The sequence below is a fragment of the Enterobacter sp. MGH 24 genome (genome assembly GCF_000493015.1).
GTDB lineage: Bacteria > Pseudomonadota > Gammaproteobacteria > Enterobacterales > Enterobacteriaceae > Enterobacter.
Genome location: NZ_KI535657.1, coordinates 4434469 through 4460981 on the forward strand (window position 1 = coordinate 4434469; position 26513 = coordinate 4460981).

Sequence of the window (26513 nt, forward strand, 5' to 3'; positions counted from 1 at the left end):
ATTATTTTCCTGGATGAGTATAATTGTTCTGCACGCGCGCAGCCTGAGTATTTATCAATGACTCAGAATATTGCGACCACGCTTTATCAACGAAGTTGATAATCTCTTCACGGAATCGTTGCTCTGAGAATGTCAGAGCATGTTCCCGACAATCCTGCGGATTAATCTCGCCCGCATGCTTTTCAAACGTTTCAACGGCATCGCAGATAGCCTCAGCGGTTTGTTCAAAGAAGAACAGACCGGTTGGCTTCTCGCTTCCAAGAGATTTAACCGTTTCCAGGCACCCTCCCTTTCCATAGGTGATCACGGGTGTGCCGCTTGCCTGCGCTTCGACCGGGGAAATACCGAAGTCTTCTTCCGCTGCGAATACATAGGCCTTAGCACGCTTCATGTAATCAACAAGCGCGGCATCGTCCTGATAGCCCAGCAACGTAACGTTGTCAGTCGCCAGTTGCTTAATTTTATCCATTTCTGAGCCGTCACCGATAACAACCAATTTTTTATCGGGCATTTTGGCAAAGGCGCTAACGATAAGATCGACACGCTTATAGGGAACCATGCGGCAAGCTGCCAGGTAGAAATCCTCTTTACTGTCGCTAAACTCAAATTTATCCGTGTTCACGGGTGGATATATGACATCTGCTTGCCTGCCGTAAACTTTATTGATTCGGCGAGCAATAAACTGGGAATTACCGATGAAATGATTTACCCCTGCAGACGTACGATAGTCCCAGATACGAATTTTGTGCAGAAGATACTTAGCAAGCCATCCCTTCAGCCCTTTATTCAAGCCAGATTCACGTAAGTACTGATGCTGGAAATCCCACGCATAACGGATAGGCGAATGCACGTAAGAAATATGAATCTGGTCTGGACCCGTTATTACGCCTTTAGATACCGCATGGCTGCTCGATATCACCACGTCATAAGCCGACATATCGAGTTGCTCGATCGCCAGCGGCATGAGCGGCAGGTAGGACTGAAATTTTTTCGCTGCAAAAGGTAAGCGCTGTATAAAGGTCGTATTGACTTTTTTATTGTTTAGAAAATGTCGGTCTTTAGGTTTCAAAAAGTCACAAACCGCATAAATATCCGCATCAGGATAGCAACGAAGGATTTGCTCAACTACCTTTTCAGAACCTGCATAGGAACTCAGCCACTCATGAACGATTGCTACTTTCATTACGCTTCTCATCAATTAACTTAAACATTTTTTCAGTACGCGACTGGTAAGTATACTCTTGTGCAAGTTCCTGACACTTCTCAACAGAAATTCGCTGACCTGAAGTAATATCTTCCAGTGCCGAAATAAATTCGGTCGACGTGTGGGCAATGCGCACATAATCCCTGAAATCACATAACGACGCTAAATCAACGCTAACCACTGCTTTACCCGCTGCCAGATACTCGAAGAATTTCATCGGGAACATGGAGGCCGTGTATTCATTTAAATTATTTGGCAGCAAAGTTGCGGTAAATCCCTTCAAATAAGCCGGTAGTTGCTGATAAGCGCGTGGACCGATTAAGTGAATGTTTTTATGGCGGGTCAACTGTGTTGCATCCGTATTCGGATCGCCCTCACCAACGTCACCTATCATCACGATAGACCATTCAGGATGCGCTTCCGCAATCTCTTCCAGCAGTGAGAAGTTGACTTTATAACCGCTGATGGCGCCAATAAAACCGATGCGTGGCTCCGGAATGGCGTGAAGATCGGACGGCAAAGGTAAATCGTCATCCAGCGCAGTGGAAAAATGGTTATAGTCGGCAACATTCGAAAAATAATAGACTTCATCACTCCACTGCTCACGCGACTTAAGCAAGGTCAACGAGGTAACGAAAGTGATGTCCGCACGTCGAACGAGCTCTTCCTCAGCATTCTGAAGAATGTCTACAGGCATACCGGGTTGCGCTTTGATTTCGTCAACGCAATGATACACAACATACTGGAAATCACTGGGTTCAAGAAAGCGCGTGGTAAGCGGGTTATAGGTCCAGAGCGTTTCGTCTTTAAACTTCAGGCGCCAGCACCAGAACTTGAGGGCGCTGCTCAAGATGAACTTATTGAGCCTGCGAACGAACGCATAGTTGTTAAACGGAATTGAGATTGGCGACCAAACCCAAATATTATCTCTTACTTTTCTCGGCGCTTTAATCGCTTTAACAATCCTGCGAAAGATACGCGAAAGGTCTTTCTTATTTACACTTGGCCTGCGCAGTCCCAGCGACTCGATATAGAGTACGCGGTGACCGCGGTTGGCCAGTTCTACCGCAACATGTTGCTTGTTTGTCCAGAATGGATTATCCCAGTCTGCGGTCGACAAGACGACGATATCTTTAATGTCAGTATTATTTTTCATAATATTATTACGTTATCTCAGTCCCTTTTTTATGAAAATCCCTTTAATACCATTTCGATACATTGGGAATAACATGGCCCACAAAATTGCGAACGTGACGAAGAGTGAACCGTCGACCAGCAATCTGATAAGCACACTGGATGGTTCAGTGACAACATGCCCTAATACCATAATGAATCCACTGTAGATAATCAGGCCAGGCGCAATCCTCAGTGCCGCAGGTATAAGGTCTTTTGCAATTTTTAGATACCATGCACTGCATACAAACATGACCAGGCCGTATATCGAGTTACCTATGCCAAGACCAAACGCCCCCCAGACCTTATAGGTCGCCAGGTTAACCAGCGCATTCCCCAGCAAGGCAACGATCATGACAATCAGCACGTGTTTATTATTCAGATGAGCACTCAAGGCCTTGATGAATATATATCCAATAACCTGAGCCCAGAGACCTATGCACATGCCCTGAATAATATCGGTAGTGACCGCCACTGAGTGAGTATTAAACTCGCCCCTCATAAAGAGTAAAACGACAATATCCTTCGCATAAACGAAGATAAAGAAAGACATATTCATCGAGAGAAGTGCTAACCAATTATAAATAGTTGTCACTTTCTCTCGCACGACTTCAGGAGATTGCGAGGACCAGATAGGCAGTCCGGCAAAGGCAATAGGCACAGACAGGATAAAGGTGACCGTGTCGGTAATAAAGCGCGCGTAGTCCAGAGCAGAAACAACATCTATGCTAATTAACGATGCAAGCGCTCTCTCAAGCGTGATATTTCCCTGCAGAATCAAAGGTAGCAGAAGAAGTGGCCGCAGAGTAATCCAGAAACTGTTCATCACCTGCTTAACTTCAGACATATCAAACCGTTCAGGAAGGTTAAGAATATGCTCTTTGCGTGCCCTCAATACCGCCCAGATACTAAAAGCAATGTAGCTACCGGTGAATCCCCATGCCAGCAGCAGATAATTATTATAATACCAGGCAGCGACAACCCCCAGAAGCATACCAACATTCTGGATGGACGCTCTCATCGACATGGGTTTGTAGTCACCATGTGCCATTGATATGTAATTAATTAGACCTGAACACAGATAAAACGGACAGCAAATTGCCATTATTTTGAACAATTCATTGGTCATTTCGCGGGCATTGCCATTAATGCCCGGCGCCATAATGCCCACCCAATAATCTGATAAAAAGAATAATACAAAGAATAGCAACAGCGAGATAACAGCAAAAAATAAAAACATGCACAACTTGAAGGTTGATGCCCGAAATTCATTTTCTGTTAGATATTTTTTATATAGCGGGATAAATGCAGAGTTCAGGCTATCACTTGTCATGAAATTAATTGGAACCAGGGTGCCAGTCTGAGCTATGCGGTATGCCCCATTGATATCCCCGGTACCAAAAAATTTTGCCATCAAAATTTCCCTGAGCAACCCCAGAACTTTTGATAGCATGTTTCCGCCAAGTAACTGGCTTATAGCTTTTTTCATTTAGATGTTCTTTTAAACAATGAAATGTACTCACCCACTGAATAGCTCAAGGTGTTTTTAACGGGTATATAGGATTCCCGCTGTAACCGGGTGACGTCATCAATAAAACTCTGTACTTTATTTGTGGAAATATCGTTTGGGTTGCATTTAAATATCTTCGGACCGGCGCTAAACGTAAGGTGCTCAGAAATAATCAATGGCAGTCCAGCGCTCATAGCTTCAAGCACATTTAAAGGTAAACCCTCAACTCTCTTTGTGAGAAATAAAAATATATCGGCACATTGCATGAGATTAGCTAACTGCGCTCGGGTTTTAGCGCCCATAAAAATAACATCATGCTCCATACCAAGATCATTCACTTTCTTTCTTAATTGCGGTTCATAAGGCCCGTCTCCACAAATAAGGAGTTTTGAGTTGGGTCTGGAGTTTTTTACTTGAGAAAACAGCTCGATATTTTTATCCACACCTTTTTGTTCATGCAACCGAGATGCCGATAAGAAAACCAATGACTCCGGTGCTATATTCAATTGTTCACGAAGGACGTCTTTGTTTGTTGTGGCGTCAGAAAACAGATGCTCATCAATGCCGTTTTCGATCTTCACCACTTTGTTGCTCTCACAAATCATATTTGTCGGGAAGCTGGTTAAATCTTTACTGACAGCATCACCAACAGCTACGATCCGGTCGAAATGTCTATAGTGCTTAGCATCGGAATAGAAACCCATAACGTTCTTCACGCTTGATAATACTTTTTTTATCTGGCGGGTTTTTAACTTTGATAACAATTCCCCCACAGAGGTTCCATGTGCCTGCATGATAAACTTTGCGTTGGGGAAGCCAGGCTTATATTTTAAAGTGCTGAAAGCTCCGGCACTGATACTGATAACCGCACTGACATTTTCTTTATGATCCCACCCTGCTATCAGTTTTTCAGTCTCAGTCCACCAGCCGGGTGAATATTGTGCTTTAGGAATGTTTTTAATTTTAATAATTTCTGGATAATGCTCTGACGGTACAGTTTCAGCATCAAAATCCGTCGTGATGACCTTTACATCAAACCCAGTGACCTGCAGCTGAACAGCAAGATCCCATGCAACAACTTCCATACCTCCCAGATGATGGAATGGGAGGGAGCGTGCAAAAATGAGTACTTGTTCAGCCATGAATCAGTTCCTGATATATTTTTTCTAATTTTAACGTTTGTGTTGATAGATTGAATTTCTCGCAGATAAATTCACGCGCATTCCTGCCCATGTTAAATCGCTCTTCGCCATTATTGAGCAAGTAAGAAATTCGCTCTGCCAGCTGCTTATCATCGCGTTCCGTCACTAAAAAGCCGGTTCGCTCATCAATAATCGCCTCCGGGATACCACCATGATGCGTGCCGATAACAGGAACCCCCGTTACGGCGGCTTCCAGGAGTACCATTCCCAGCCCTTCAGCATCACCCGTTTTCGCCGTGATGCTCGGCAATATCAGCATACTGGCCTTACGCATCCATGCCATAACGTCCTGATGGGGCAGCGCACCGGTAAACGTGACATTATGTTCAAGACCTAATGCGCTCACCTGCGTTTTTAATTCGGCTAGCAGTGGCCCCTCTCCAATAACCACTAATCTCGCATCTGCACATGTTTTTTGGACATGCTTTAGCGCTTTAATCAGGATGGCGGTTCCTTTTTTCTCTACCAGTCTTGCCACATGTAAAATAATGCCCTGATCGTCACGTTGGTCGCGAGGTTGGTATTTATCAACATCAATGCCAATGTAGTGCTGAACTAGCTTATCTTCAGGGAAACCATTTTTGATTGCTTGCTGCGCGATAAAATTGGAGACACAGATGAATTTATCGCCCTCTTTTTTGACTTTGTGCTGATGGATAAGGTAGTTAATCCATGCGGGCGAACGAGATTTAAGTAAATCTTGATTGCTCACCGTCACATCAAAGCCGTGTAGCGTTGTCACCAGAGGAATGTTTTTTCGCTGCGCCAGCGAAAGGGCGTAAAGACCGTCTATCGCAAAATGTGCATGGATGAGATCTAAAGGTTGATTGCGTAGTGCTGTGTGGTATGGCTGTGCAGAGGTTGTTACAGCATTAAGCAACTCAGCCATCCTGCCACGTATATCACCGTTGGGATTAAGCACGCACGCAGTGGCACCTTCAGGTTTTTTACCAATCATGCGTCTGCCGATATAACACTTGTTATAATTCTTAATGGCTTCGGCCTGCTGCTGTATAAAAACTTCAGAACCTTTAAAGAGCTGATTGCGAAAAATACCGACTGTTTTCATTGTTGTCCCTTACTCTCCCGGGCCATCGATATGTTTCCTGCCATACATAACCCAAGCATTACTGCCATTATTACCATCTGATGCTGTTCACCGATCAGACCAAAGTTTTCACCAAAGCCGTGAGCAAATTGCCATGCAAGAATCATTAATAAAGAGAAACCGAGATTCTTCGCTTCTGGATTGATATTTTTGACTGCACGAAATGCAACACCAATACTTGTCAGAATGAAACTCAGCCCCATAAGCGAAGCGATGATCCCAGACTTGGACCAAAGATAGATCAAGGTATTGTGTGGAGGCAGGAAATAATCCGTATGCTTGCTATAGTCAATTTCCCAGCCACCAAAGCCCTGCCCCATCAGCGGATTGTTCAAAAAGGCATTGAATGCATAGTTCCAGATTTCATAGCGTGTTTCTGCAGTATTAGTCGATTCTTGCAAAAAACCGCTCTGTTCAGCAATGCTGGATATCATGCTAATCGCGATAAGCGCAATAGCGAACGAGGCACCGACCGAACCCACAACGATCTTTGTTTGCCGCTGAAGTTTCAGGTAGAAAATGAACACAGGAATAAGTACCGCAAAAAGAACGCCTGCTTTAGAGCCTGTAAAGAAGACTGTTACCCATAATAAAATGGCCATCAACAGCGTTAGCTTCGAGTTGAGCGCTTTATAGATTCCCCAGGCCATAAATGATGAGACGCCTGCGTAGCAAGCCGCCGCATTCGCATTGACGAATAATACGCCTCCTGCTTTTACAGGATCGTAGAAGTTATTCCTGGCCCCATCCAGCAATCCCTGTAGCGTATTCATGCCCATCAAATACTTACTTACGGGAGAGAGAACGATAGATAATTCTAATGTTTCATTTAGTCTGAAAAGGATAACTGTTACTGCCTGAAGACAGATAACAAAAAGCATGGCATTAATAACTTTATACAGTGCCAGCTTATTTTTCAGCCACAATACGTAAACGGCATTTGCAATTACTATAAACTCTATAAGATACGCGATATCGCGTATACCCATTGATTTTTCTTCTGACCACGCGAGACTGATTGTACTAATACAGATCAGACCAATTAAAGACAAAATTGCAGGTTTAGCTAAAAACCGGTTCGCATTCTTTAAAAACTCAGGGAGAAGCAGTGCTGGGAGTAAAAAAGCAAGTGGGACATCCGCCCCACCCAGTTGGACTAAATATAATTGCGGAACGCTGCAAATCAGAACCAGCAGCAGTCTGAATTGTAATGAAAGCGTGAGGAAAATAAAAAATAAAATTAAACCTAACGCCGCTAATAAAACTTCTATCATTAATTTTTCCCACGCGATTAAGCAAATCAGAATCAGCTATTAATCAGTTCTAACAGCTCATCTCGTTTCGTTATCATTAATTCTTCGTCAGCATCCGTCTCAACGTTGAGACGGAGCAACGGTTCAGTATTAGACGTACGGATATTAAAACGCCAGTCAGCAAATGACATGCTCAAACCATCGGTATAGTCAATATTGATAGCTTGAGGAGAATAGCGGGCTTCAATATCAGCAATAAGCTCGACTGCATTCTCGACCTTACGATTGATCTCTCCCGAGACGGGGAATCTTGCGATGCGCGATTTAACGAGTTCTCCCAGCGAAGAACCTGACGTCAGGACAAGTTCCGCAACCAGGAGCCACGGAATCATACCGCTGTCGCAATAAGCAAACTCACGGAAATAGTGGTGGGCGCTCATCTCGCCACCGTACACCGCATTTTCTATGCGCATACGTTCTTTAATGAAAGCATGGCCTGTTTTCGACAGAACGGGTATGCCGCCAGCGCTTTCAACTATATCGATAGTATTCCATGTTAAGCGTGGATCATGGATAATTTTTGCACCGGGCTCTTTCTTAAGAAATGCTTCAGCTAACAAACCAACAATATAATAGCCTTCAATAAAATTGGCATGCTCATCAAACAAGAAACAGCGATCAAAATCACCATCAAAGGCAATGCCCATGTTGGCCTGAGTTTCTAATACAACGTTTGCGGTATCCTGTCGTGCTTCAGGCAGCAGTGGGTTTGGTATACCGTGTGGAAATGTGCCATCAGGTTCATTATGAACTTTGACAAACTCAACAGGGAGGCCCGCTGCTTTGAATCGTGATTCTATTTCATCAATAACATGACCCGCAGCACCATTACCGGAATTGATAACCAACTTCAATGGCTTGATGCGGAAATTATCAAGATTGACATATCCCAGCAGATGGTCAACATAAGCGTCCAGGATATTAATTTTCTTATAACTTCCCTTTGTCTTGCTGGACGTAAATTTGTTTTCTTCAGCTAACGCTTGAATATCTTTTAGGCCAGTGTCACCACTCACAGGACGCGCGCCTCTGCGAACCAGTTTCATCCCGTTATAATCTATTGGGTTATGGCTTGCGGTAACTTCAATTCCACCGTCTACATCAAGGAAGAATGTCGCAAAATAGATCTCTTCAGTCCCTGACAACCCAATATCAAGGACATCGCACCCCCCATCCATCAAGCCCTCTGCAAGCGCCAGTTTTAATGATTCGCTAGTTAAACGAACATCACCGCCAACCACTACCTGCTTTGGAGCTAAGCACTGCGCATAAGCTCGCCCGATACGCCAGGCGATATCTTCATTAAGTTCTTCGCCAAGTTTCCCACGAATATCATAGGCTTTGAAGCATGTTAACTTTTTATTATTTTTATCTTCCATTATGAAATCCTTACTACGTCATCGTCACCCAAATAGCTACCAAACTGAATTTCCAGAACCTCAAGGTTAATTTTCCCGGGGTTTGAAAGTCGATGTTTTTTGCCAACAGGAATAGTTGTCGATTCATTTTCAGTCAGGTAAACCACTTCATCCTCTACACCAATCAATGCCGTACCGGTTAAGACAACCCAGTGTTCCAGTCGGTGATGATGCAATTGAAGTGAAAGCTCGCCGCCAGGAATAATGGTTACACGATTAACTTTATAACGTGCATCGCGAACCAATGTTTCAACATGTCCCCAGGGCATATAGCGAGTCGTATGCTCGCGACATTCACTTCGCGAATTTGCCTTCAGATGTTCAACTATGACTTTGACATCCTGAACACTATTTTTATGAGAGACAAGCAGCGCATCTCTGGTATTGACGATAATAAGATCGTCTAATCCCAACGCAGCCGTTAATTTATCTTCGCTGCGGATATAGCATGAGCGTGTATTATGAGTGAATACATCCCCAATCAATGCGTTTCCATTAGTATCATGGGTTGATGTTTCCCACAGAGCCGACCATGAGCCAACATCATTCCAGCCTGCATCCATTGCAGTTACGATCCCTAATTCCGTATGCTCCATTACGGCATAGTCGATAGAGTCGGACGGGCATTCCGTAAAGATATCTTTATTGAGTTTAATAAAATCGAGATCGTTGACAGGTTGCTGCATTGCATTCTTGCAGGCGTCAAGTATTGATGGGCAAAATTTAGCCACTTCATTCAGATACGCAGAGGCCCGGAACATAAACATCCCGCTGTTCCAGAGGTATTCTTTGCTTTCAAGATAGGAAACAGCGGTCGCTTTATCGGGTTTTTCAACGAATCTTTTGATTTTCCAGGCCGTTGCGTTGCCAGCATGCTGTTCTTCGCCACGCTGGATGTAACCATATCCCGTTTCAGGTTGGGTGGGGACGATACCAAAGGTGACGAGTTTTCCATCTTCGGCAAAGGGGATCGCGTCGGTGATGACAGTATGAAATGCTGCGTTATCTGAAATGAGATGATCCGCTGCCAAAATGAGCATGACAGGATCTTCACCTGCGCTAATCGCATGCAGTGCAGCCAGTGTTATCGCTGGAGCAGTATTGCGTCCTACAGGTTCAAGAATGATGTTCCCGGCAAGTTTGTGCATTTGCCTTAGCTGTTCTGCCACCAGAAAACGATGATCTTCATTACAGATAACGATGGGATTTGTCACATTGAGCCCGTCCAAACGAGAGATCGTATTTTGAAGCATTGATCCCCCCTGATGGAATGACAGAAATTGCTTGGGCTGCAACTCGCGAGACATCGGCCATAGCCGGCTCCCTGTTCCTCCTGCGATCACCACTGGAAGTAACATCCTTCTTCTCCTGCTTTGCTCAATACTGATTTGTGTGTAAAAAAGGCACGCTACCGCCCCTGGCTTAGGCTACCAGAAGCAATAATCGAAATTGAATTTCTCATCCTGCGGATACCGACCACATGCAGGAGAGAGAGATAATATGATTTTGGCTCATTGATTGCCAAAATTTGAAAATGCTTTTATATACTTTAAATAGGACAAAAGACCACCCTGAAATTCAGGGTAGTCTCCTGTTTTACTGTGTATTCAAAATTGCCGTTTAATCATGTGATTCGAGCAGTTTCGTAATCCTTTCGCGGAACTTCTGCCCTTCCTTCACGTTACGCAGTCCGTAGTTCACAAACGCCTGCATATACCCCATTTTTTTGCCGCAGTCATAGCTGTCGCCCGTCATCAACATCGCGTCAACAGACTGTTTTTTCGCCAGTTCAGCGATCGCATCGGTCAGCTGAATACGTTCCCAGGCACCGGGCTTCGTTTTTTCCAGCTCAGCCCAGATATCAGCATTAAGAACATAGCGACCAACCGCCATCAGATCGGAATCCAGCGTTTGTGGCTGATCCGGTTTTTCGATGAACTCAACAATGCGGCTCACCTGACCGTCCGATTCCAGCGCTTCTTTCGTCTGGATAACAGAGTATTCAGACAGGTCACCTTCCATGCGCTTAGCCAGAACCTGACTACGACCCGTCTCGTTAAAACGCGCGACCATAGCCGCCAGGTTGTAACGCAGTGGATCGGCTGTGGCGGTGTCCAGAATGATATCCGGCAGCACAACGATAAACGGATTGTCACCCACAACCGGACGGGCACACAGAATAGAGTGACCCAGACCCAGCGGTTGCGCCTGGCGCACGTTCATGATGGTCACGCCCGGCGGACAAATAGACTGTACTTCCGCCAGCAGCTGGCGTTTGACGCGCTGCTCAAGCAGCGCTTCGAGTTCGTAAGAGGTGTCGAAGTGGTTTTCTACCGCATTCTTGGACGAGTGCGTAACCAGGACGATTTCTTTGATCCCTGCAGCAACAATCTCGTCGACAATGTACTGAATCATAGGCTTGTCAACGATCGGCAGCATCTCTTTAGGAATGGCTTTCGTGGCTGGCAGCATATGCATGCCCAGGCCCGCTACCGGAATGACTGCTTTCAAATTAATCATTATTTCTTCCACCTTAAAATGGTTGACGAATTATAGCTCTTAAACCTGTTTTCGCCAGCATGATTTGCCGTAATCCTTGAGCAATGTTACGCCTTCACCTCATAAATTTCTGTAGATGTAATCTGATTCGATTGCGCTTTTATGCCAGGAATAGTCTCAAAACAGAAAGTTGTCGATTATCTGTGCGGAAGCGCAAAGTTCAGCCTTTCCGCATTTACCACCTGCTGGTCGACCCGGTCAATATCCACCGAGCTTTGCCCTTTCTCATTCACAGCTTTAATGTTCGCCAGTGACAGCAACGTCTCGTCTTTCGCCATGAATTTACCCCGCACATCCTTGCGCAGGTCGAAGTTGATCTTCAGAGCGGGCCCCACAGCGGCTTCCTGCATCACATTGATGTTGCGTAAAAAAAGATGTTGCGGCTTGTTGTGTAATTCCAGCGTAGCACGCTGCATTTCCACGTTGGTTATCGCCACAAACGAGGTGGCGTTACCGGATGAAATCTGTATTCCGCGCAATTTATACGCAAGCTGTCGATTATCGAGGTGAATATTGTTGAGCTTGAAGTTTTGCGGGATGGACAAATAATCGCCTTTTATGACCCCATAGCCGATTAACATACCGGCACTATTAACCATATCGATATTATCAATAATGAAATTATCACAGCCATAAATAGCCACCGTGGCGTTGTCTATTCCCGCCTTTTTACTGAAATCGGGTGTAATATTTTTGGCCTTAATATTGCTAATAACAAAATGCTTGCCGTTTTCAACATGCACCAGCTGGCGACAATTGCTGCCGGTGATGTTCGCAACCACGAAGTTCTTGACGGTTTGCTTTTCCGGATAGTCGTTATCGTAGGTGCTGCCGGCGAGGCCAATGCCGATACCCCAGTTGATCTTGCCGTTAGTGCAGTTGATATTGTCGATGACATGATCGGAGATCAGGATATTGCGATCGTTGATGGCGACGTTCCACTCGATCGCATCCCCCTGCAGATGGCTAAATTTACTGTTGGTGATGCGTGCACCGTCCACCTGGTTGTGGAAACCCTGGCGCAGGATGGCGTAGTTGGCCTGACTCACGCTGATGTTATCAATGAGCAGGTTACGCATTACGCTGGGCTTCTTGCCGCCGATGTAAATCTGCGTCACCGGGCCAAAACCGCTCATGGCCAGCCCTTTGATGACGCAGTCAGAGCCGCGAACGTCGAGCGTAATGTTCTCCGTGCGTCCAGCCCCTTCGCCTATCACTTTGCTGCCTTCCTGCAAAACAAAGCGGCCGCGCCCGTTGCCGGTTAACGCCCCGCGGATCAGCAGCGTTTTACCGTTTGGAATGAAAATGCCCGTATTGATGTTTTCGCAGGTGAGCCCGGCAGGAACCAGGACGGTGTCACCTTCATTAAACGCTTGCTTAAAGGCGGCGATCCAGTCGTTGTTATTATACTGATTAACAGAGACCGTACTTCCGGCTGCGGCCCGCGCGTTGCGTGATGACAGCAGCGGCGTAGCCGCCAGAACGGACAGAGAAGAGATAAAAGTGCGTCGGGTAATCTTTTTCAGCATACAACCTCGGCGTTACAGCGTTTGCAGCAGGCTCGCTAACTGGCGGTTAATCACCTGCTGGTTAAAATCGGCTTCAACTTTTTGTCGGGCATTCTGGAGCACGGGCTCCAGCGCCTGCTGGTCGATGTCGCTGAAGGCAGCTAATCGGTCCGCAAGGGCCATCGCGTTATTCTCCGGTACCAGCCAGCCGGAATAGTCAGACTTAATCAGCTCCGGGATCCCGCTGTGCAGGGTTGAGACCACCGGAATACCGACGGCCATCGCCTCCATCAGCGCCACCGGAATACCTTCCATATCGCCATCAGCGCCCGTCACCGAGGGCAGCAGGAACACATCCGCCTCATCTAGCATGGCCTTGACCTCGTGGCTTGGCTTGAAGCCCGGCATCTCCACGACATCTTCCAGCTGATATTGTTCGATAAGCGTGCGTAAACGGCGCTCCCACGGCCCAATCCCGAGAATGCGATAGTGGAAATCCACCCCGCGCGCCTTCAGCTGGCGGCAGGCTTCAATGGCCACATGGAGGCCTTTCTTCTCGGTCAGACGAGCAACGGAGATGATCTGCAGCGGTTTTCCCGGCACCTTTACAGGACGACGAGTGAAGCGCGTTAAATCCACGCCCATACGCGAAACGGCAATTTTCTCTCCCGGGCATCCCATGTTTTTCAGGCGTCCGGCCCACAGGTCGCTGATAGGCAGCATCATATCGCCGCGCCTGAACAGCTGCTGATACTCGGGCGTATAGTGATCCAGCACTTCGCGGCTGGAGATGTCGATACCGTGGAAGATGGTCGCGATTTTCCCGTCGATCACGCCCAGTTCGCGCAGCTTCGCGGCGGTGACGCCCGCCGGGCCAAAGTGGGCGATAAACACGTCGGCACGATACGGCTGCGCCGTTTGTCCGCAGATGGCCGAGAGGATCAGATTGCGAGATTCAGACCCGTAGCGGGAAACATTCAGCGCCCGCCACGTCGACGCGCGGTGGATCCCGCGTAAGGTCTGGCTGGCCCGGTGGCGCAGCTTGCTCAGCTTCCCGGACGGTTCATCCTGCAGCCAGCGGGTTTTCGCCTCCAGCCCATACTGGGTATAGGCCGCATGGGTATTTTTGGTATCGCCCTTTTGCAGGGCGATAATCTCCACGTCATATCCCATATCGATAAACGCGGTGATTTGGTTCAGGACAAACGTTTCAGACGACAGCGGAAATTTCAGTAAGAAGAAACCAACCTTCATTTCCCCTCCCGCACGCGATCGAGCACCGATTTCACCATCCCAATGCCCTTCTCGCGCTCGGCTTTCACCGCCACGGCCAGGCGTTCATTGATCGCAGGCAGCTGGCCGAGCGTGTCGCCCACCATCGAACCCAGCGAACCATCCAGCAGATGGCGGATATCCACGGCCATTTCAGGCATACCAAGCTGCTGCATGATGCCTGCTGATTTGTGTTCGTAGTTGATGGCAATGGCCGGCGTGCCAAAGTTCATTGAGATAATGGCGGAGTGCAGGCGCGTGCCGACGGTCAGGTCACATGCGGAGAGCAGCTTGCCCATCTCCAGGTCGTTCAGCTCGTCCATCACCACGTGATAGCGCGACGGATCGTTCACCAGGCTGCGCAGGTTCAGCGCCACCATGCGGTCGTCTTTGTTGTAGCTGTCGATACCGGTGCAGGTGGAAAGCGCCAGCACCTGGTAGCCGCTGTCCAGCACGCGGTTCACCACGTCGGCGAAGGCTTTCTCATACGCCGCCTGGGTCGTGCCTAAACGCTTATCGAAGGGTGCCAGCTCGCGCAGAGTAATAGCAACGGTTTTCTGTTTCGCCGCCACGTCGAGCCAGTGCTGCACCGCGTAGCTCGGCTGGAAGCCGTCGTTCTGGTGATCCACCAGCCAGGCGGTGTCCACGCCGTGCTCAACTTTTGAGGTGTCAATTTCGCTGCGCTTCATCATGTCGAGGCTGACCGATTCACGCAGGATCAGCGCGTCGCAGTGGCCGAAGACGTAGTTTGCGAGCTGGTTAAACTGCGGATCCTGGAATGGCCCGACGCTGTGGCCGATCATAAACAGCGGCTTTTTCGCCATAAAGGTGCAGAGCGCATGCTCAAACTGCGGCACGCCGTAGAGATCGACGAAGAACGATCCGCCAACCTGAATAATGGCGTCATAGCCGGACAGCAGACGAACAAAATCGGTAAAGCCCTGCGCGATAGCGATGTTGCGCAGCTTGCCGGTATCGGTCACGCGGGAAAGCAGCACCTGGTGCTGGTAGCGACGACGCAGCACTTTCTTCACGCGGCCCATCACGCCCGCGGCGTTGTTATGCTGTTTCATCTGGCTGTAGAGCGGGTCGCCCATCACCGGGCGGTTCAGTAACCAGGATGAGCTGACCGGATAACGGCTCATCACGTCCACTTCGGTCTCAGGCTTAAGGGTGTTAATTGCATCCAGTAAACCGCGCAGGATGGCGCTGTCGCCACGGTTGCCGCAGGTATGGTTGCCAAGAATTAATAATTTCATAATGGCCTCTTAAATAACTAGCCTGCGCGAAGCAGCGTTTTCATTTTTTCGTTACGGCAAAACTGGCGCTTCATCTCTACCACCAGCGCATTGCGCGACAGCACAATCATCACGACGAACGCCAGCGCCCCCGCGGCAACCTGCACCGCCAGCAGCGCGGCCAGCGGCAGATGGCCGCTGAGGATGATGCCCAGGCCGTAGCTCACCGCCAGGGTCGGCAATGAGAGATAGAACGGCAGCCACAGGCTTAGGATGTACTGACGGTAGCTGGAGCCCAGCACCGGCTTGATCATGATGAAGTAGCTCAGAACGGTATTGACTACCTGCACCAGCAGGAAGCCCAGCGTAACGCCGATGGCGCCCGCCATATGCCCGCCGACGATAATTGCCGGAATAAACAGGAAAGTTTTGAACACGTTGAACTTGAAGCTGATGTCCACGCGCGCTTTTGCCATCAGCAGAGACCCAATCGGGTTCCCCACGGAGCGCAGCAGCCCCACTACGCACAGCAGCTGCAGGATCGGGATGATGCCGTTCCACTTCTCACCAAACACCAGCGGCACGAAGTTGCTGGAAACCACCATCAGCCCCAGCAGCACCGGGAAGTTGATAATCCCCACCACGGAAAGCAGCTTGTAGAAGTTAACGCGCAGCTTCTCGGTGTCGTCCTGAATCTTGGCAAACGCCGGGAACAGGACGCGGGTGATAATCGGGTTCAGCTTCATCGGCGGCACCACCGCAACGTTGTAGGCCAGGTTGTAGCCACCCGCCACGCTCGCGCCAAGAATACGCGCCAGCACCAGCGTCGACAGGTTGGTATTCACATAGTTGATGATGCTGTCCGCCGTCAGCCACGCCCCAAAGCGCAGGTTGGACGAGACGGATGCGAGAGAGAAATGCAGCCCGGGACGGTAGATCTTGCGGCCAAAGTAGCCGAACAGCAGCGTACGCACGGCAGAGTTAACCAGGTATCCGAGGATGGCGGTCATCGCCAACGGCCAGAAATGGGCGCTCACCACGGTGAAGGTAAAGCCCGCCAGAACCGCGCTGGTCTCGATCATGCCGATCTTGTTGAACTCCAGCTCTTTCTGCATCAGCGCGCGGAACTGCTGCCCGTGCGGGATCACCACGAAAGCAAACGACAGCGTGCGCATCAGCGGAGCCAGATCCGGGTTGTGCAGCACGCTGGCGATGGTGTCGCTCAGCAGGAACACCAGCACGAACACGAAAATCCCCAGCCCAACGTTCAGCCAGTAGAGCGTAGTCAGCTCAAGATGGCTGATCTCTTTGCGCTGGATAATCGAGTTGGCAATACCAAAATCAGACAGCGTATCGGCCAGCGCGATAATCACCAGCGAGACGGTCAAAAGGCCGAACTGGTGATTATCAATAATGCGCGCCAGCACGGTCATCTGCACCAGACCGAGGCCAATGATGACGATGGTCGCCATCGCTGACCACTTGGCGCCGCTGATGGTTTTTTCACGTAAGCTCATCTTAGTACGCCGCTTTGTTCACGAAACCTTTGAAGATGGTCAGAAAAACAATCTTGATATCGAACCAGATACTCCATTCACGGATGTACTCCAGATCGAATTCGATACGTTTTTCCATTTTTTCCAGCGTGTCGGTTTCGCCGCGCCAGCCGTTGATCTGCGCCCAACCGGTAATGCCCGGCTTCACCTTATGGCGCAGCATGTAGCCCTCAATCAGCGAGCGGTATTGCTCGTTATGCGCCACCGCGTGCGGACGCGGGCCCACAATCGACATCCCGCCGGTGAAGACGTTGATAAACTGCGGCAGTTCGTCCAGCGAGGTGCGGCGCAGGAAGTTGCCCACGCGGGTAACGCGCGGATCGTTCTGCGTGGCCTGGGTCACCACCTTGTCGTTTTCCATCACCTTCATGGAGCGGAATTTCCACACCATAATCGGCTTACCGTCCATACCGTAGCGGGTCTGGCGGAAGATAACCGGGCCGGGAGAGCTCAGCTTCACCGCCAGGGCAATGCAGCACAGAACAGGCGATATCAGCAGCAGGATCAGGGAAGAGAGCACGATATCTTCCGCGCGTTTCAGCACGCGGTTAATGCCCGACAGCGGCGTGTCGTACAGCGGCACCACCGGCACGCCGTTCACCTCTTCAATACGGGAGTGAAGGATGTTGAAGGTAAAGACGTCCGGGATCAGGATCACCGAACAGGTGGTATCCGCCAGCTCGCGCATCAGTTGCTTAATGCGGAATTCGTCTTTCATCTGCATGGCGATGTAGACGTTGTGAATTTTGCCGGCTTTCGCGTCTTCAATAAGCTGTTCGTAATTACCCGCCCAGTCCGCAGGCACGCCGCCCGGCTTCGCGTCGTGGTAAATCCCCACCACTTCAAACCCTAACCACGGCTCTTTGCGGAAGCTGTCGAGCAGCACCTTGCCGACCGACAAATCGCCCGCTACGGCAACGAAGCGGCGATTGTAGCCACGGTTACGCAGCCAGCCCGCGCCAAAGCGGATCAGGGAACGGCACACCACCATGCCGACGCTGGTCAGCAAATACCAGCAGAGATAGGTGATGAGGCGATTGTCAAAATCATGGCTGAACGCCACCAGGCCGGCGCTGAAGATCAGGCTCAGGGTCCAGTTTTGCAGCAACAGCATCAGTTCGGTGGTCATTTTGACGCCGCGCCACGAGCGGTAGAAATCCGTCATTCCGCCGATCATCTGAAACACAACCAGCGCAATGAGTGCCATCAGCAGATGCATGTATAAGAACGGCAGCCCGCCGATCCGACACACCGCCCACAATCCACCGACCATGATGGTGATATCAGAAAAACGCTGCACCATAGAGATTAACGATGCATTCGTTCTCGCTCGTTCGCGTTTTTTTAGATTCGTCATCGTTGTTCCTGTATTCGGTTCCCCCTCCCAGCGGGAGGGGCAATTATTACTGATTCAACAGCGCCAGAATGTCCTTCGTTCGGGCTTCCATCAGCGCCGTGTCAGCACGAGATTCCACGTTCAGGCGCACCACCGGCTCGGTATTGGACGAGCGCAGGTTAAAGCGCCACTGTGGGAACGCCATGCTGATGCCGTCCGTACGGTCAATTTCCAGCGCGTGAATCGCAAAGTGCTGCTCCACGCGGGCAATGGCCTCGGTCGGCTGCGCCAGCTTGCTGTTGATCTCCCCGCTCGCCGGGAACGCCGCCATGCGGTCGCGCACCAGCTCGCCCAGCGTCTGCCCCTTCAGGCACAGCAGCTCGGCCACCAGCAGCCACGGGATCATCCCGCTGTCGCAGTAGGCAAAATCGCGGAAGTAGTGGTGGGCGCTCATTTCGCCGCCGTAAATGGCGTCTTCTTCACGCATGCGCTCTTTGATGAAGGCGTGGCCGGTTTTGGACATCACCGGCGTACCGCCCGCCGCGGACACCACGTCGACGGTGTTCCAGGAAAGGCGCGGATCGTGAATGATTTTCGCGCCCGGGTTTTTCTCAAGGAACGCTTCCGCCAGCAGGCCGACAATGTAGTAGCCCTCGATGAACTGCCCTTTCTCGTCGAACAGGAAGCAGCGGTCGAAATCGCCGTCAAAGGCGATGCCCATGTCCGCGCCGTGCTCAATCACCGCGTTGCGTGTATCGTCGCGGCACTCAGGCAGCAGCGGGTTAGGAATACCGTTCGGGAAGTTGCCGTCCGGGGTGTTGTGCACTTTGATGAAGGTCACCGGCACGTTCAGCGCTTTAAAGCGCGCTTCCAGCGCATCCACCACCGGGCCAGCCGCGCCGTTGCCGGAGTTGATCACCAGCTTCAACGGCTTGAGGTTCGCCACGTTGATGTAGCCCAGCAGGTGGTCGATGTACTCTTTCTGCAGGTTGATTTTTTTGTAGCTACCGCGCTTCGCCTCGTTCACCGGCGGGAAATCATTGGCTTCCGCCAGGCGCTGCACGTCGCGCAGGCCGGTGTCGCCGCTAATCGGGCGAGCGCCCTTGCGCACCAGCTTCATCCCGTTGTAGTCCATCGGATTGTGGCTGGCCGTCACTTCGATCCCGCCGTCCACGCCCAGGTGGAAGGTGGCAAAGTAAATCTCTTCGGTCCCGGAAAGGCCGATATCCAGCACGTCCACGCCCGCATCCTGCAGCCCTTTCGCCAGGGCCAGCTTCAGGGATTCACTGGTCAGACGCACATCGCCGCCCAGCACGATGGTCTGCGGCTTTAAATATTCGCCGTACGCGCGGCCAATGCGCCACGCGATGTCTTCATTCAGCTCTTCGCCCAGCTTGCCGCGAATATCGTAGGCTTTAAAACAGGTTAATTTTTCCATGATGACCCCTTTTTCAGGCAACAGTCGGCCCTGACCACTAAATGGCCAAATTGATTTTTTTGTCATTCGTAGGCCCGGTAAGCGCAGCGCCACCGGGCATAATCCAAAGTGCTATACCCGCCCGTAGCGGTCCTGGAAGCGCACGATATCGTCTTCTTCCAGATACGAGCCGGAGCGCACCTCAATCAAGTCGAGAGGAATTTTCCCCGGGTTCTCCAGACAGTGCGTCGCCCCCAGCGGAATATAAATGGATTCGTTTTCACCCAGCAGTTTGACTTCACCGTCGATGGTCACTTTAGCGGTACCCGCGACCACCACCCAGTGCTCGGCGCGGTGATGGTGCATCTGCACCGACAACCCCTCGCCCGGCTTAACGGTGATGCGTTTGACCTGGTAGCGGTCACCGGAGTCGATGGAGTCATATTTCCCCCACGGACGGTAGACTTCACGGTGAATATGGTGCTCGTGACGGCCATCGGCCTTGATCTGCTCCACCACTTTTTTAACGTCCTGCACGGCGTTACGGTCGGCAATCAGCACGGCGTCCTTGGTCTGGACAACTACCAGGTCCTTCACCCCGACCGTGGTCACCAGGCCAGATTCGGCGTAAACGTAGCTGTTTTCCGTTTTGTGGCTAATCACATCACCGTGATGGACGTTACCCTCCGGGGTATGGGCGCTGATCTCCCACAGGGAGGACCAGGAGCCGACATCGCTCCAGCCCGCATCCATCGGTACCACGACGGCATCCGCCGTACGTTCCATCACCGCGTAGTCAATGGACTCTTCCGGGCAGGCGAGGAACGCCTCTTCATCCACGCGGATGAAGTCGAGATCCGGGTCCACCACCGCCATCGCTTTCTCGCAGGCGTTCAGAATATCCGGGCGGTATTTGCGCAGCTCTTCCAGGTAGCGTCCGGCGCGGAACAGGAACATCCCGCTGTTCCAGTAATACTCACCGCTGGCGACATACGCCTGCGCGGTTTCCAGATTCGGTTTTTCAACAAACTGCGCCACGTCAAACGCCACGCTGTCGCCTTCACCCGGCGTCACGCTGCCGCGGCGAATATAGCCATAGCCGGTTTCTGGCAGATCCGGCACGATGCCGAAGGTCACCAGCTTGCCGCTCTCGGCGTAAGGAATGGCCGCACGCACCGCGTCGCGGAAGGCGTCTTCCTGCTGGATAACGTGGTCTGCCGCCAGGACCAGCATCAGCGGGTCACAGTCCGGGCTGCTGCGTTTTGCCGCCAGCGCCGCCAGGGCGATCGCGGGCGCGGTATTGCGTCCGGCAGGCTCCAGGATGATGTTTTCGGTAAGTTTGTTCAGCTGGCGCAGCTGCTCGGCAACAATAAAGCGGTGCTGTTCGTTACAAATCACCACCGGGCTTTCACACTCCACGCCGTGCAGACGGTTTACCGTCGTCTGCAGCATGGTGAGATCCCCTTTCAGGCAGAGGAACTGTTTTGGATAGAGCACGCGGGACAGCGGCCACAACCGGCTACCAGAGCCACCAGCCATCACAACCGGATACAAAGTGGTTTGACTCATGATTTATCCCCGTATATCTGCAATAAATTGGCTCAGCACGTTCTCTTTCTCGAGCGTGCGTTCGGCATATTCACGTGCCACCGTGTTCACTTTTGGCATGGCAAGCGCCTGTTCAATTCCGGTCACCAGCGCCGGGACCGATTCCGGCTCCACGCACACGGCAATTCCCGGATAGCTGTCGCACAGCTGGCCTAATTCTGTTTCGGCTTCTGCCGTAATCACCGCGTTGCCGCCCACCGCCAGAATGTTGGTCAGCTTGGACGGCAGCACCGCATCTGCGGCGCCGCGTTTTTGCACTACCAGATGGCAGTCGCCCATCTTCAGCAGCGCAGGCAATGCCTCGTAAGACTGAAGCGGGAAAAATTTCACGTTGGTCAGACCGCGTTCGCCGGCCATTTTTTCCAGCCGCGCCTTTCCACCGCCCTGCCCGACAATCACAAACGTCCACGGATGTTCGTTCAGCAGCTGGGCCGCTTCAATCACGCTCTCCAGCCCCTGCTTTTCGCCGATGTTGCCTGAGTAAAGAATGATTTTTTGATCTTCAGGCAAACCGAGCTGCGCGCGCAGGGCCTGAGCGTCCTGCTCCGTCACGTCGCGAAAACGCGCCACTTCGGACCAGTTCGGGAAGAAGATCACTTTTTCCGCCGGAACGCCCTTTTCCTGCGCCTTGTTCATCATCGAGCGCGAGATCGTCGAGACGTAGTCCACGTTGTGCAGCCCGCTACGCTCAAAGGCGCTGGCGAGCTTCGCCACCTTGCCGCCTTTGCTTTTGCCTGCCATCCCCAGGCCCAGCATGGCGTCAACTTCATAATCCTGAATGTGCAGCAGGGTGCGCGCGCCGGAGAGTTTGCCCAGCAGGCGCATGCCCGGCGTGCAAAACAGCGTCGGCACCACGCCGATGATGCGATCCGGCTTCCAGCGACGCTGCGCCATCAGCGGGAAGAAGCTGCTCAGGGCAAAGCTGCCCAGATGAAGTAACCGTTTCAGCGTTGAGGGCTGCTTAGGCACATACAGCGGGCAGCGCCAGACGGTCGCTGCACCCTCTTCGCGACGGTAGCGCCAGCTTGAGTAGCGCTCCCCGACTTTCCACTCCGGGTAGTACGGCGGCGCGGTAATGACCCGCACGTCATGTCCCTGGCTCGCCATCCACTCGACCATCTCGCCGGTATATTTCCCGATACCGGTTAATTCCGGCGAGTAGTTGATTCCGTATACGAGGATCTTCATATGCCCGGCACCTCGGCCTGACGATCGGCCAGGAAATAGGCACGGCTGTTGTCGTGCACATTGTCGCTGGCCAGCAGCGCCTCTGGCGTCTGCCAGCGGTAGTCGTCATGCTGAGAATCAGGCAGACGCAGGTCTGCCTCACTCACCTTCAGGCGGAACCCCAGCACGATGTAGTGCGTGGTGAACCCGGTGCCTGAAAAGTTATCGTCATAGAAGTGCTGCCAGACCCCGTAAAACTGGCCCGCTGCCATCGGCAGCTGCAGGCCCAGTTCCGCCAGAGTGAGTCGCTCAAACGCATCGCTCAGCGTCTCATCCTTCTGCACGCGCCCGCCGGGCACGAACCAGAAGCCCTGTGCAGGACGGTTGGTTCGTTTCCCCAGCAAGAACTCGCCGCGTTCGTTCTCCACGATCAAATCAATTGAGATGAGCGGAGTGGAACGCACTACCGTGGCAAAATCTTCCTGACTTAAAAACATCGTTACCCCCGGAAGCGGTGCTGGTTTTCCAGGAACCACTGGTAGGTACTGGCCAGCCCCTGCTCCAGTGACACCTCGTGATACCAGCCCAGCTGATGCAGACGGGTCACGTCCAGCAGCTTGCGCGGCGTGCCGTCCGGTTTCGTGGCGTCAAACACCACGCGGCCTTTGTAGCCCACTACCTGCGCGATGGTTTGCGCCAGCTCGCGAATGGTGCAGTCCACGCCGGTACCCACGTTGATGTGCGACAGCATCGGCTCGGTGTTCTCCTGCCATACCTCGCGATCCAGCTCCATCACGTGAATGCTGGCGGCAGCCATATCGTCCACGTGCAGGAACTCGCGCATCGGCGTACCGCTGCCCCACACCACCACGTCCGGCGCGTTCTCGGCGGTCGCCTCGTGGAAGCGACGCAGCAGCGCCGGGATCACGTGCGAGTTGCTCGGGTGGAAGTTGTCGTGCGGCCCGTACAGGTTGGTCGGCATCACCGAACGATAGTCGCGGTTGTACTGACGGTTGTAGGACTCGCACAGCTTGATCCCGGCAATCTTGGCAATCGCGTACGGCTCGTTGGTGGCCTCCAGCGTGCCCTGCAGCAGCTCGCTTTCGGCGATCGGCTGCTTCGCCATTTTCGGGTAAATACAGGACGATCCGAGGAACAGCAGCTTATTCACGTTGTTCAGATGCGCCGCGTGAATGATGTTGCTCTCGATCATCATGTTTTCGTAGATGAAATCCGCTGGGTAGGTGTTGTTAGCGACAATGCCGCCCACCTTCGCCGCCGCCAGATACACCTGGTCAATGCGTTCGTTAGCAAAGAAGTCCTGTACCGCACGGCTGTCGAGCAGGTTCAGCTCGTCGCGCGAACGGACAACCACTTCGACGTCACCGCGCTGTTCCAGCTGGCGAACAATCGCGGAACCCACCATTCCGCGATGACCGGCGACAAAAATACGTTGTTTTGTCATTCTCAGGACTCCAGCGCGATGGCAACCTCGTAGCCATGAGACTTGAGCAGGGAGTGTTTTTTCGCTGCTTCAAGATCTTTGGCTACCATCTCGGAAACCATCTCTTGCAGAGTGATTTCTGGTTTCCAGCCCAGCTTCTCGTGCGCTTTGGTTGGGTCGCCCAGCAGGGTTTCCACTTCCGCAGGACGGAAGTAGCGCGGGTCAACCTGCACAATGACATCGCCTGGCTTCACGCCCGGCGCGTCGTGGCCGGTCACAGAAACAACGATACCTTTCTCTTCCACGCCGGTGCCTTCGAAGCGCAGTTTGATGCCCAGCTGTGCCGCCGCCATTTCAACGAACTGACGCACGGAGTACTGCACGCCGGTCGCAATCACGAAGTCTTCTGGCTGTTCCTGCTGCAGCATCATCCACTGCATTTTCACGTAGTCTTTGGCATGGCCCCAGTCACGCAGGGAATCCATGTTGCCGAGGTGCAGGCAAGACTCCAGACCCTGCGCGATGTTGGCGATAGCGCGAGTGATTTTGCGGGTTACGAAGGTTTCGCCGCGACGTGGAGATTCGTGGTTGAACAGAATGCCGTTACAGGCGTACATGCCGTAGGATTCACGGTAGTTCACGGTGATCCAGTAGGCGTACAGTTTTGCTACCGCATACGGAGAGCGCGGGTAGAACGGCGTCGTCTCTTTCTGTGGGATTTCCTGCACCAGGCCGTACAGCTCAGAGGTGGATGCCTGGTAGAAGCGGGTTTTCTTCTCAAGGCCGAGGAAGCGGATGGCTTCCAGCAGACGCAGGGTACCCATGGCATCAACGTCAGCGGTGTATTCCGGGGACTCGAAGGAGACCGCTACGTGGCTCATCGCGCCCAGGTTGTAGACTTCATCCGGCTGCACTTCCTGCAGGATACGGGTCAGGTTGGAGGTATCGGTCAGGTCGCCGTAGTGCAGGTGGAATTTCGGGTTCGCCGCGTGAGGATCCTGATAAATATGATCCACACGTTCGGTGTTGAAAGAAGATGCACGACGTTTAATACCGTGAACTTCATACCCTTTTTCCAGCAGGAACTCTGCCAGGTAAGAACCATCCTGCCCGGTAACGCCGGTGATGAGAGCGACTTTAGACATGTTTATATTCCTCTACTTATGAATTTAATCAGTTTCAACGCGTTCGCGTATCACCACTGCGGGGTTGCCACGGCAAACTTTATTTGCCGGTAGCGATTTAAAAACGCTGCTGCGGGCACCGACTACCGTGCCATCGCCAACAGAAACACCCGGTGCAACAAAAACATCCGTTGCCAGCCAGCATTTTTCACCGATCGCAATAGGCGAAGCGGTAATATCAAAATGCTGGCTCATAAAGTCGTGGCTGCCGGTGCACAAATAACATTTCTGTGAAACCACCGAATTTGCGCCAATCGTAATTTCGCCCAGGGTATATAACACCGCGTCATCCCCGACCCATGCGTAATCCCCCAGCGTTAATTTCCACGGATAGGTAATTTTCACAGAAGGTCGGATGACTACGTTTTTTCCGATTTTTGCACCAAACAGGCGCAATAAAAAAGCACGCCAGCGGTACAGTATTTGCGGCGACCAGGCAAATAATGTTGCCTGAACGGCCCACCACAGCTGTACCTTAATACCGTTCCCGCCCCGAAAGCCTTTCGGCACGGAGAAACCTTTTAAATCCTGCATTGCATTTCCTTATATTCAGGCTTTGTTATATAAGGTTTTCGTTTTGCCTGTGGTACGCAGGCGTAATAAATAAGACAATTCCGCCCAGAACCCCGGCACGCGTAATATTTTACGCTGTACATTTTTGGCATCCTGGCACAATTCCAGATTATTCGACGTTGACACGCCGCCCATTGAGAATTCAGATACCAGCCCTTTAATTCGACGGAACGGGTAACCTGATTTATACAGGCTGGCTGCCAGCGCATAATCGGAAGACACTTTATACTGCAAATCGTAAGGCTGTTTTTTCAGACCATTTACCGGGAAGAAAATGGCCTGATGGCTGGCCGGTAAGCTGTGGTAGATATACCAGCCTGGCTTCGCGCTGCGGCATACTTTATGTCCGTCGCCAAAATCAAGCAGCGCATCGCCAATATACATAGCGTCCTCTTTCTGGCGAACCAGCTGACGGGCAAACAGCGTCACGTCATCATGGAAAATATCGCCCGAATTCAGGAAGATGGCATAACGGCCTTGCGCCATGTTGATGCCTTTATTCATCGCATCATAGATGCCTTTATCTTTCTCGCTGATGTAGCGTAAGTTGAACTCAGCGTTGAGTTTTTCCAGAAACTCCGCCGTGCCATCGTTCGAGCCGCCGTCGACCACAATCCACTCAAAGGTGAGGCTTGGATCGCGCGCCAGGTTGCGCAGCGAGCGCCAGGTTTTTACCACCCCTTCGTAATTACGAAAAGCGACAGTAATGACGCTAAGAAACAT

At 51.5% G+C, this 26513-nt stretch carries 22 protein-coding genes; all 22 read right to left on the reverse strand.

The genetic code is table 11. The features are described from left to right. Position 1: 1 nt before the first annotated feature. A complete protein-coding gene (locus tag L370_RS01275; protein ID WP_023336253.1) occupies positions 2 to 1183 on the reverse strand; it encodes a glycosyltransferase family 4 protein in 1182 nt (393 codons plus the stop codon). Beyond that, entirely contained in the window at positions 1161 to 2360 is a 1200-nt protein-coding gene (locus tag L370_RS01270; protein WP_023336254.1) for a glycosyltransferase, read from the reverse strand. The genes L370_RS01275 and L370_RS01270 overlap by 23 nt, the downstream gene beginning before the upstream one ends. Before the next feature lie 12 nt (positions 2361 to 2372). Then, positions 2373 to 3866, reverse strand: a complete 1494-nt coding sequence (gene murJ / locus L370_RS01265) for a murein biosynthesis integral membrane protein MurJ (RefSeq protein WP_023336255.1) — start codon at positions 3864 to 3866, stop codon at positions 2373 to 2375. Beyond that, positions 3863 to 5029 carry a glycosyltransferase family 4 protein gene (locus L370_RS01260; protein WP_023336256.1) on the reverse strand — a complete coding sequence of 389 codons (1167 nt, stop codon included), beginning with the start codon at positions 5027 to 5029 and terminating at the stop codon, positions 3863 to 3865. Before L370_RS01260 ends, murJ begins: the two co-directional genes overlap by 4 nt. Further along, positions 5022 to 6158 (reverse strand): glycosyltransferase, encoded by a 1137-nt coding sequence (locus tag L370_RS01255; protein WP_023336257.1) that lies wholly within the window; start codon positions 6156 to 6158, stop codon positions 5022 to 5024. Before L370_RS01255 ends, L370_RS01260 begins: the two co-directional genes overlap by 8 nt. Continuing rightward, the gene (locus L370_RS01250) at positions 6155 to 7471 is read right to left on the reverse strand and encodes an O-antigen ligase family protein (RefSeq protein ID WP_023336258.1); all 1317 of its coding nucleotides are present in this window, start codon (positions 7469 to 7471) and stop codon (positions 6155 to 6157) included. Before L370_RS01250 ends, L370_RS01255 begins: the two co-directional genes overlap by 4 nt. A 32-nt stretch (positions 7472 to 7503) precedes the next feature. Then, the gene (gene cpsG / locus L370_RS01245) at positions 7504 to 8889 is read right to left on the reverse strand and encodes a phosphomannomutase CpsG (RefSeq protein ID WP_023336259.1); all 1386 of its coding nucleotides are present in this window, start codon (positions 8887 to 8889) and stop codon (positions 7504 to 7506) included. Then, positions 8889 to 10286 (reverse strand): mannose-1-phosphate guanylyltransferase/mannose-6-phosphate isomerase, encoded by a 1398-nt coding sequence (locus L370_RS01240; RefSeq protein WP_023336260.1) that lies wholly within the window; start codon positions 10284 to 10286, stop codon positions 8889 to 8891. The genes cpsG (L370_RS01245) and L370_RS01240 overlap by 1 nt, the downstream gene beginning before the upstream one ends. Before the next feature lie 262 nt (positions 10287 to 10548). Further along, positions 10549 to 11448: a UTP--glucose-1-phosphate uridylyltransferase GalF gene (gene galF, locus L370_RS01235; protein ID WP_023336261.1), complete on the reverse strand. Its 900-nt coding sequence runs from the start codon at positions 11446 to 11448 to the stop codon at positions 10549 to 10551. Between the two features lie 176 nt (positions 11449 to 11624). After that, positions 11625 to 13016 (reverse strand): colanic acid biosynthesis protein WcaM, encoded by a 1392-nt coding sequence (gene wcaM / locus L370_RS01230; RefSeq protein WP_023336262.1) that lies wholly within the window; start codon positions 13014 to 13016, stop codon positions 11625 to 11627. A 12-nt stretch (positions 13017 to 13028) separates the two neighbouring features. After that, positions 13029 to 14249 (reverse strand): colanic acid biosynthesis glycosyltransferase WcaL, encoded by a 1221-nt coding sequence (gene wcaL, locus L370_RS01225; protein WP_023336263.1) that lies wholly within the window; start codon positions 14247 to 14249, stop codon positions 13029 to 13031. Then, the gene (gene wcaK / locus L370_RS01220; protein WP_023336264.1) at positions 14246 to 15526 is read right to left on the reverse strand and encodes a colanic acid biosynthesis pyruvyl transferase WcaK; all 1281 of its coding nucleotides are present in this window, start codon (positions 15524 to 15526) and stop codon (positions 14246 to 14248) included. The genes wcaL and wcaK overlap by 4 nt, the downstream gene beginning before the upstream one ends. Before the next feature lie 17 nt (positions 15527 to 15543). Then, positions 15544 to 17022, reverse strand: coding sequence for a colanic acid undecaprenyl disphosphate flippase WzxC (gene wzxC / locus L370_RS01215; protein WP_023336265.1), 1479 nt, complete (start codon positions 17020 to 17022; stop codon positions 15544 to 15546). Position 17023: 1 nt separating this feature from the next. Continuing rightward, positions 17024 to 18418 carry an undecaprenyl-phosphate glucose phosphotransferase gene (wcaJ, locus tag L370_RS01210; protein WP_023336266.1) on the reverse strand — a complete coding sequence of 465 codons (1395 nt, stop codon included), beginning with the start codon at positions 18416 to 18418 and terminating at the stop codon, positions 17024 to 17026. Between the two features lie 46 nt (positions 18419 to 18464). Further along, positions 18465 to 19835 (reverse strand): colanic acid biosynthesis phosphomannomutase CpsG, encoded by a 1371-nt coding sequence (gene cpsG / locus L370_RS01205; RefSeq protein ID WP_023336267.1) that lies wholly within the window; start codon positions 19833 to 19835, stop codon positions 18465 to 18467. A gap of 111 nt (positions 19836 to 19946) precedes the next feature. Beyond that, positions 19947 to 21383 carry a mannose-1-phosphate guanyltransferase gene (gene cpsB, locus L370_RS01200; protein ID WP_023336268.1) on the reverse strand — a complete coding sequence of 479 codons (1437 nt, stop codon included), beginning with the start codon at positions 21381 to 21383 and terminating at the stop codon, positions 19947 to 19949. A 3-nt stretch (positions 21384 to 21386) separates the two neighbouring features. Beyond that, positions 21387 to 22610 (reverse strand): colanic acid biosynthesis fucosyltransferase WcaI, encoded by a 1224-nt coding sequence (gene wcaI / locus L370_RS01195; protein WP_023336269.1) that lies wholly within the window; start codon positions 22608 to 22610, stop codon positions 21387 to 21389. Next, positions 22607 to 23086: a GDP-mannose mannosyl hydrolase gene (locus L370_RS01190; RefSeq protein ID WP_023336270.1), complete on the reverse strand. Its 480-nt coding sequence runs from the start codon at positions 23084 to 23086 to the stop codon at positions 22607 to 22609. The genes wcaI and L370_RS01190 overlap by 4 nt, the downstream gene beginning before the upstream one ends. Before the next feature lie 2 nt (positions 23087 to 23088). After that, positions 23089 to 24054 carry a GDP-L-fucose synthase gene (locus L370_RS01185; RefSeq protein ID WP_023336271.1) on the reverse strand — a complete coding sequence of 322 codons (966 nt, stop codon included), beginning with the start codon at positions 24052 to 24054 and terminating at the stop codon, positions 23089 to 23091. Positions 24055 to 24056: 2 nt separating this feature from the next. Further along, positions 24057 to 25178 carry a GDP-mannose 4,6-dehydratase gene (gene gmd / locus L370_RS01180; protein ID WP_014884502.1) on the reverse strand — a complete coding sequence of 374 codons (1122 nt, stop codon included), beginning with the start codon at positions 25176 to 25178 and terminating at the stop codon, positions 24057 to 24059. Positions 25179 to 25202: 24 nt separating this feature from the next. After that, positions 25203 to 25751 carry a colanic acid biosynthesis acetyltransferase WcaF gene (gene wcaF / locus L370_RS01175; protein ID WP_023336272.1) on the reverse strand — a complete coding sequence of 183 codons (549 nt, stop codon included), beginning with the start codon at positions 25749 to 25751 and terminating at the stop codon, positions 25203 to 25205. Between the two features lie 15 nt (positions 25752 to 25766). Then, complete coding sequence (gene wcaE, locus L370_RS01170) at positions 25767 to 26513, reverse strand: colanic acid biosynthesis glycosyltransferase WcaE (protein ID WP_023336273.1); 747 nt, start codon at positions 26511 to 26513, stop codon at positions 25767 to 25769.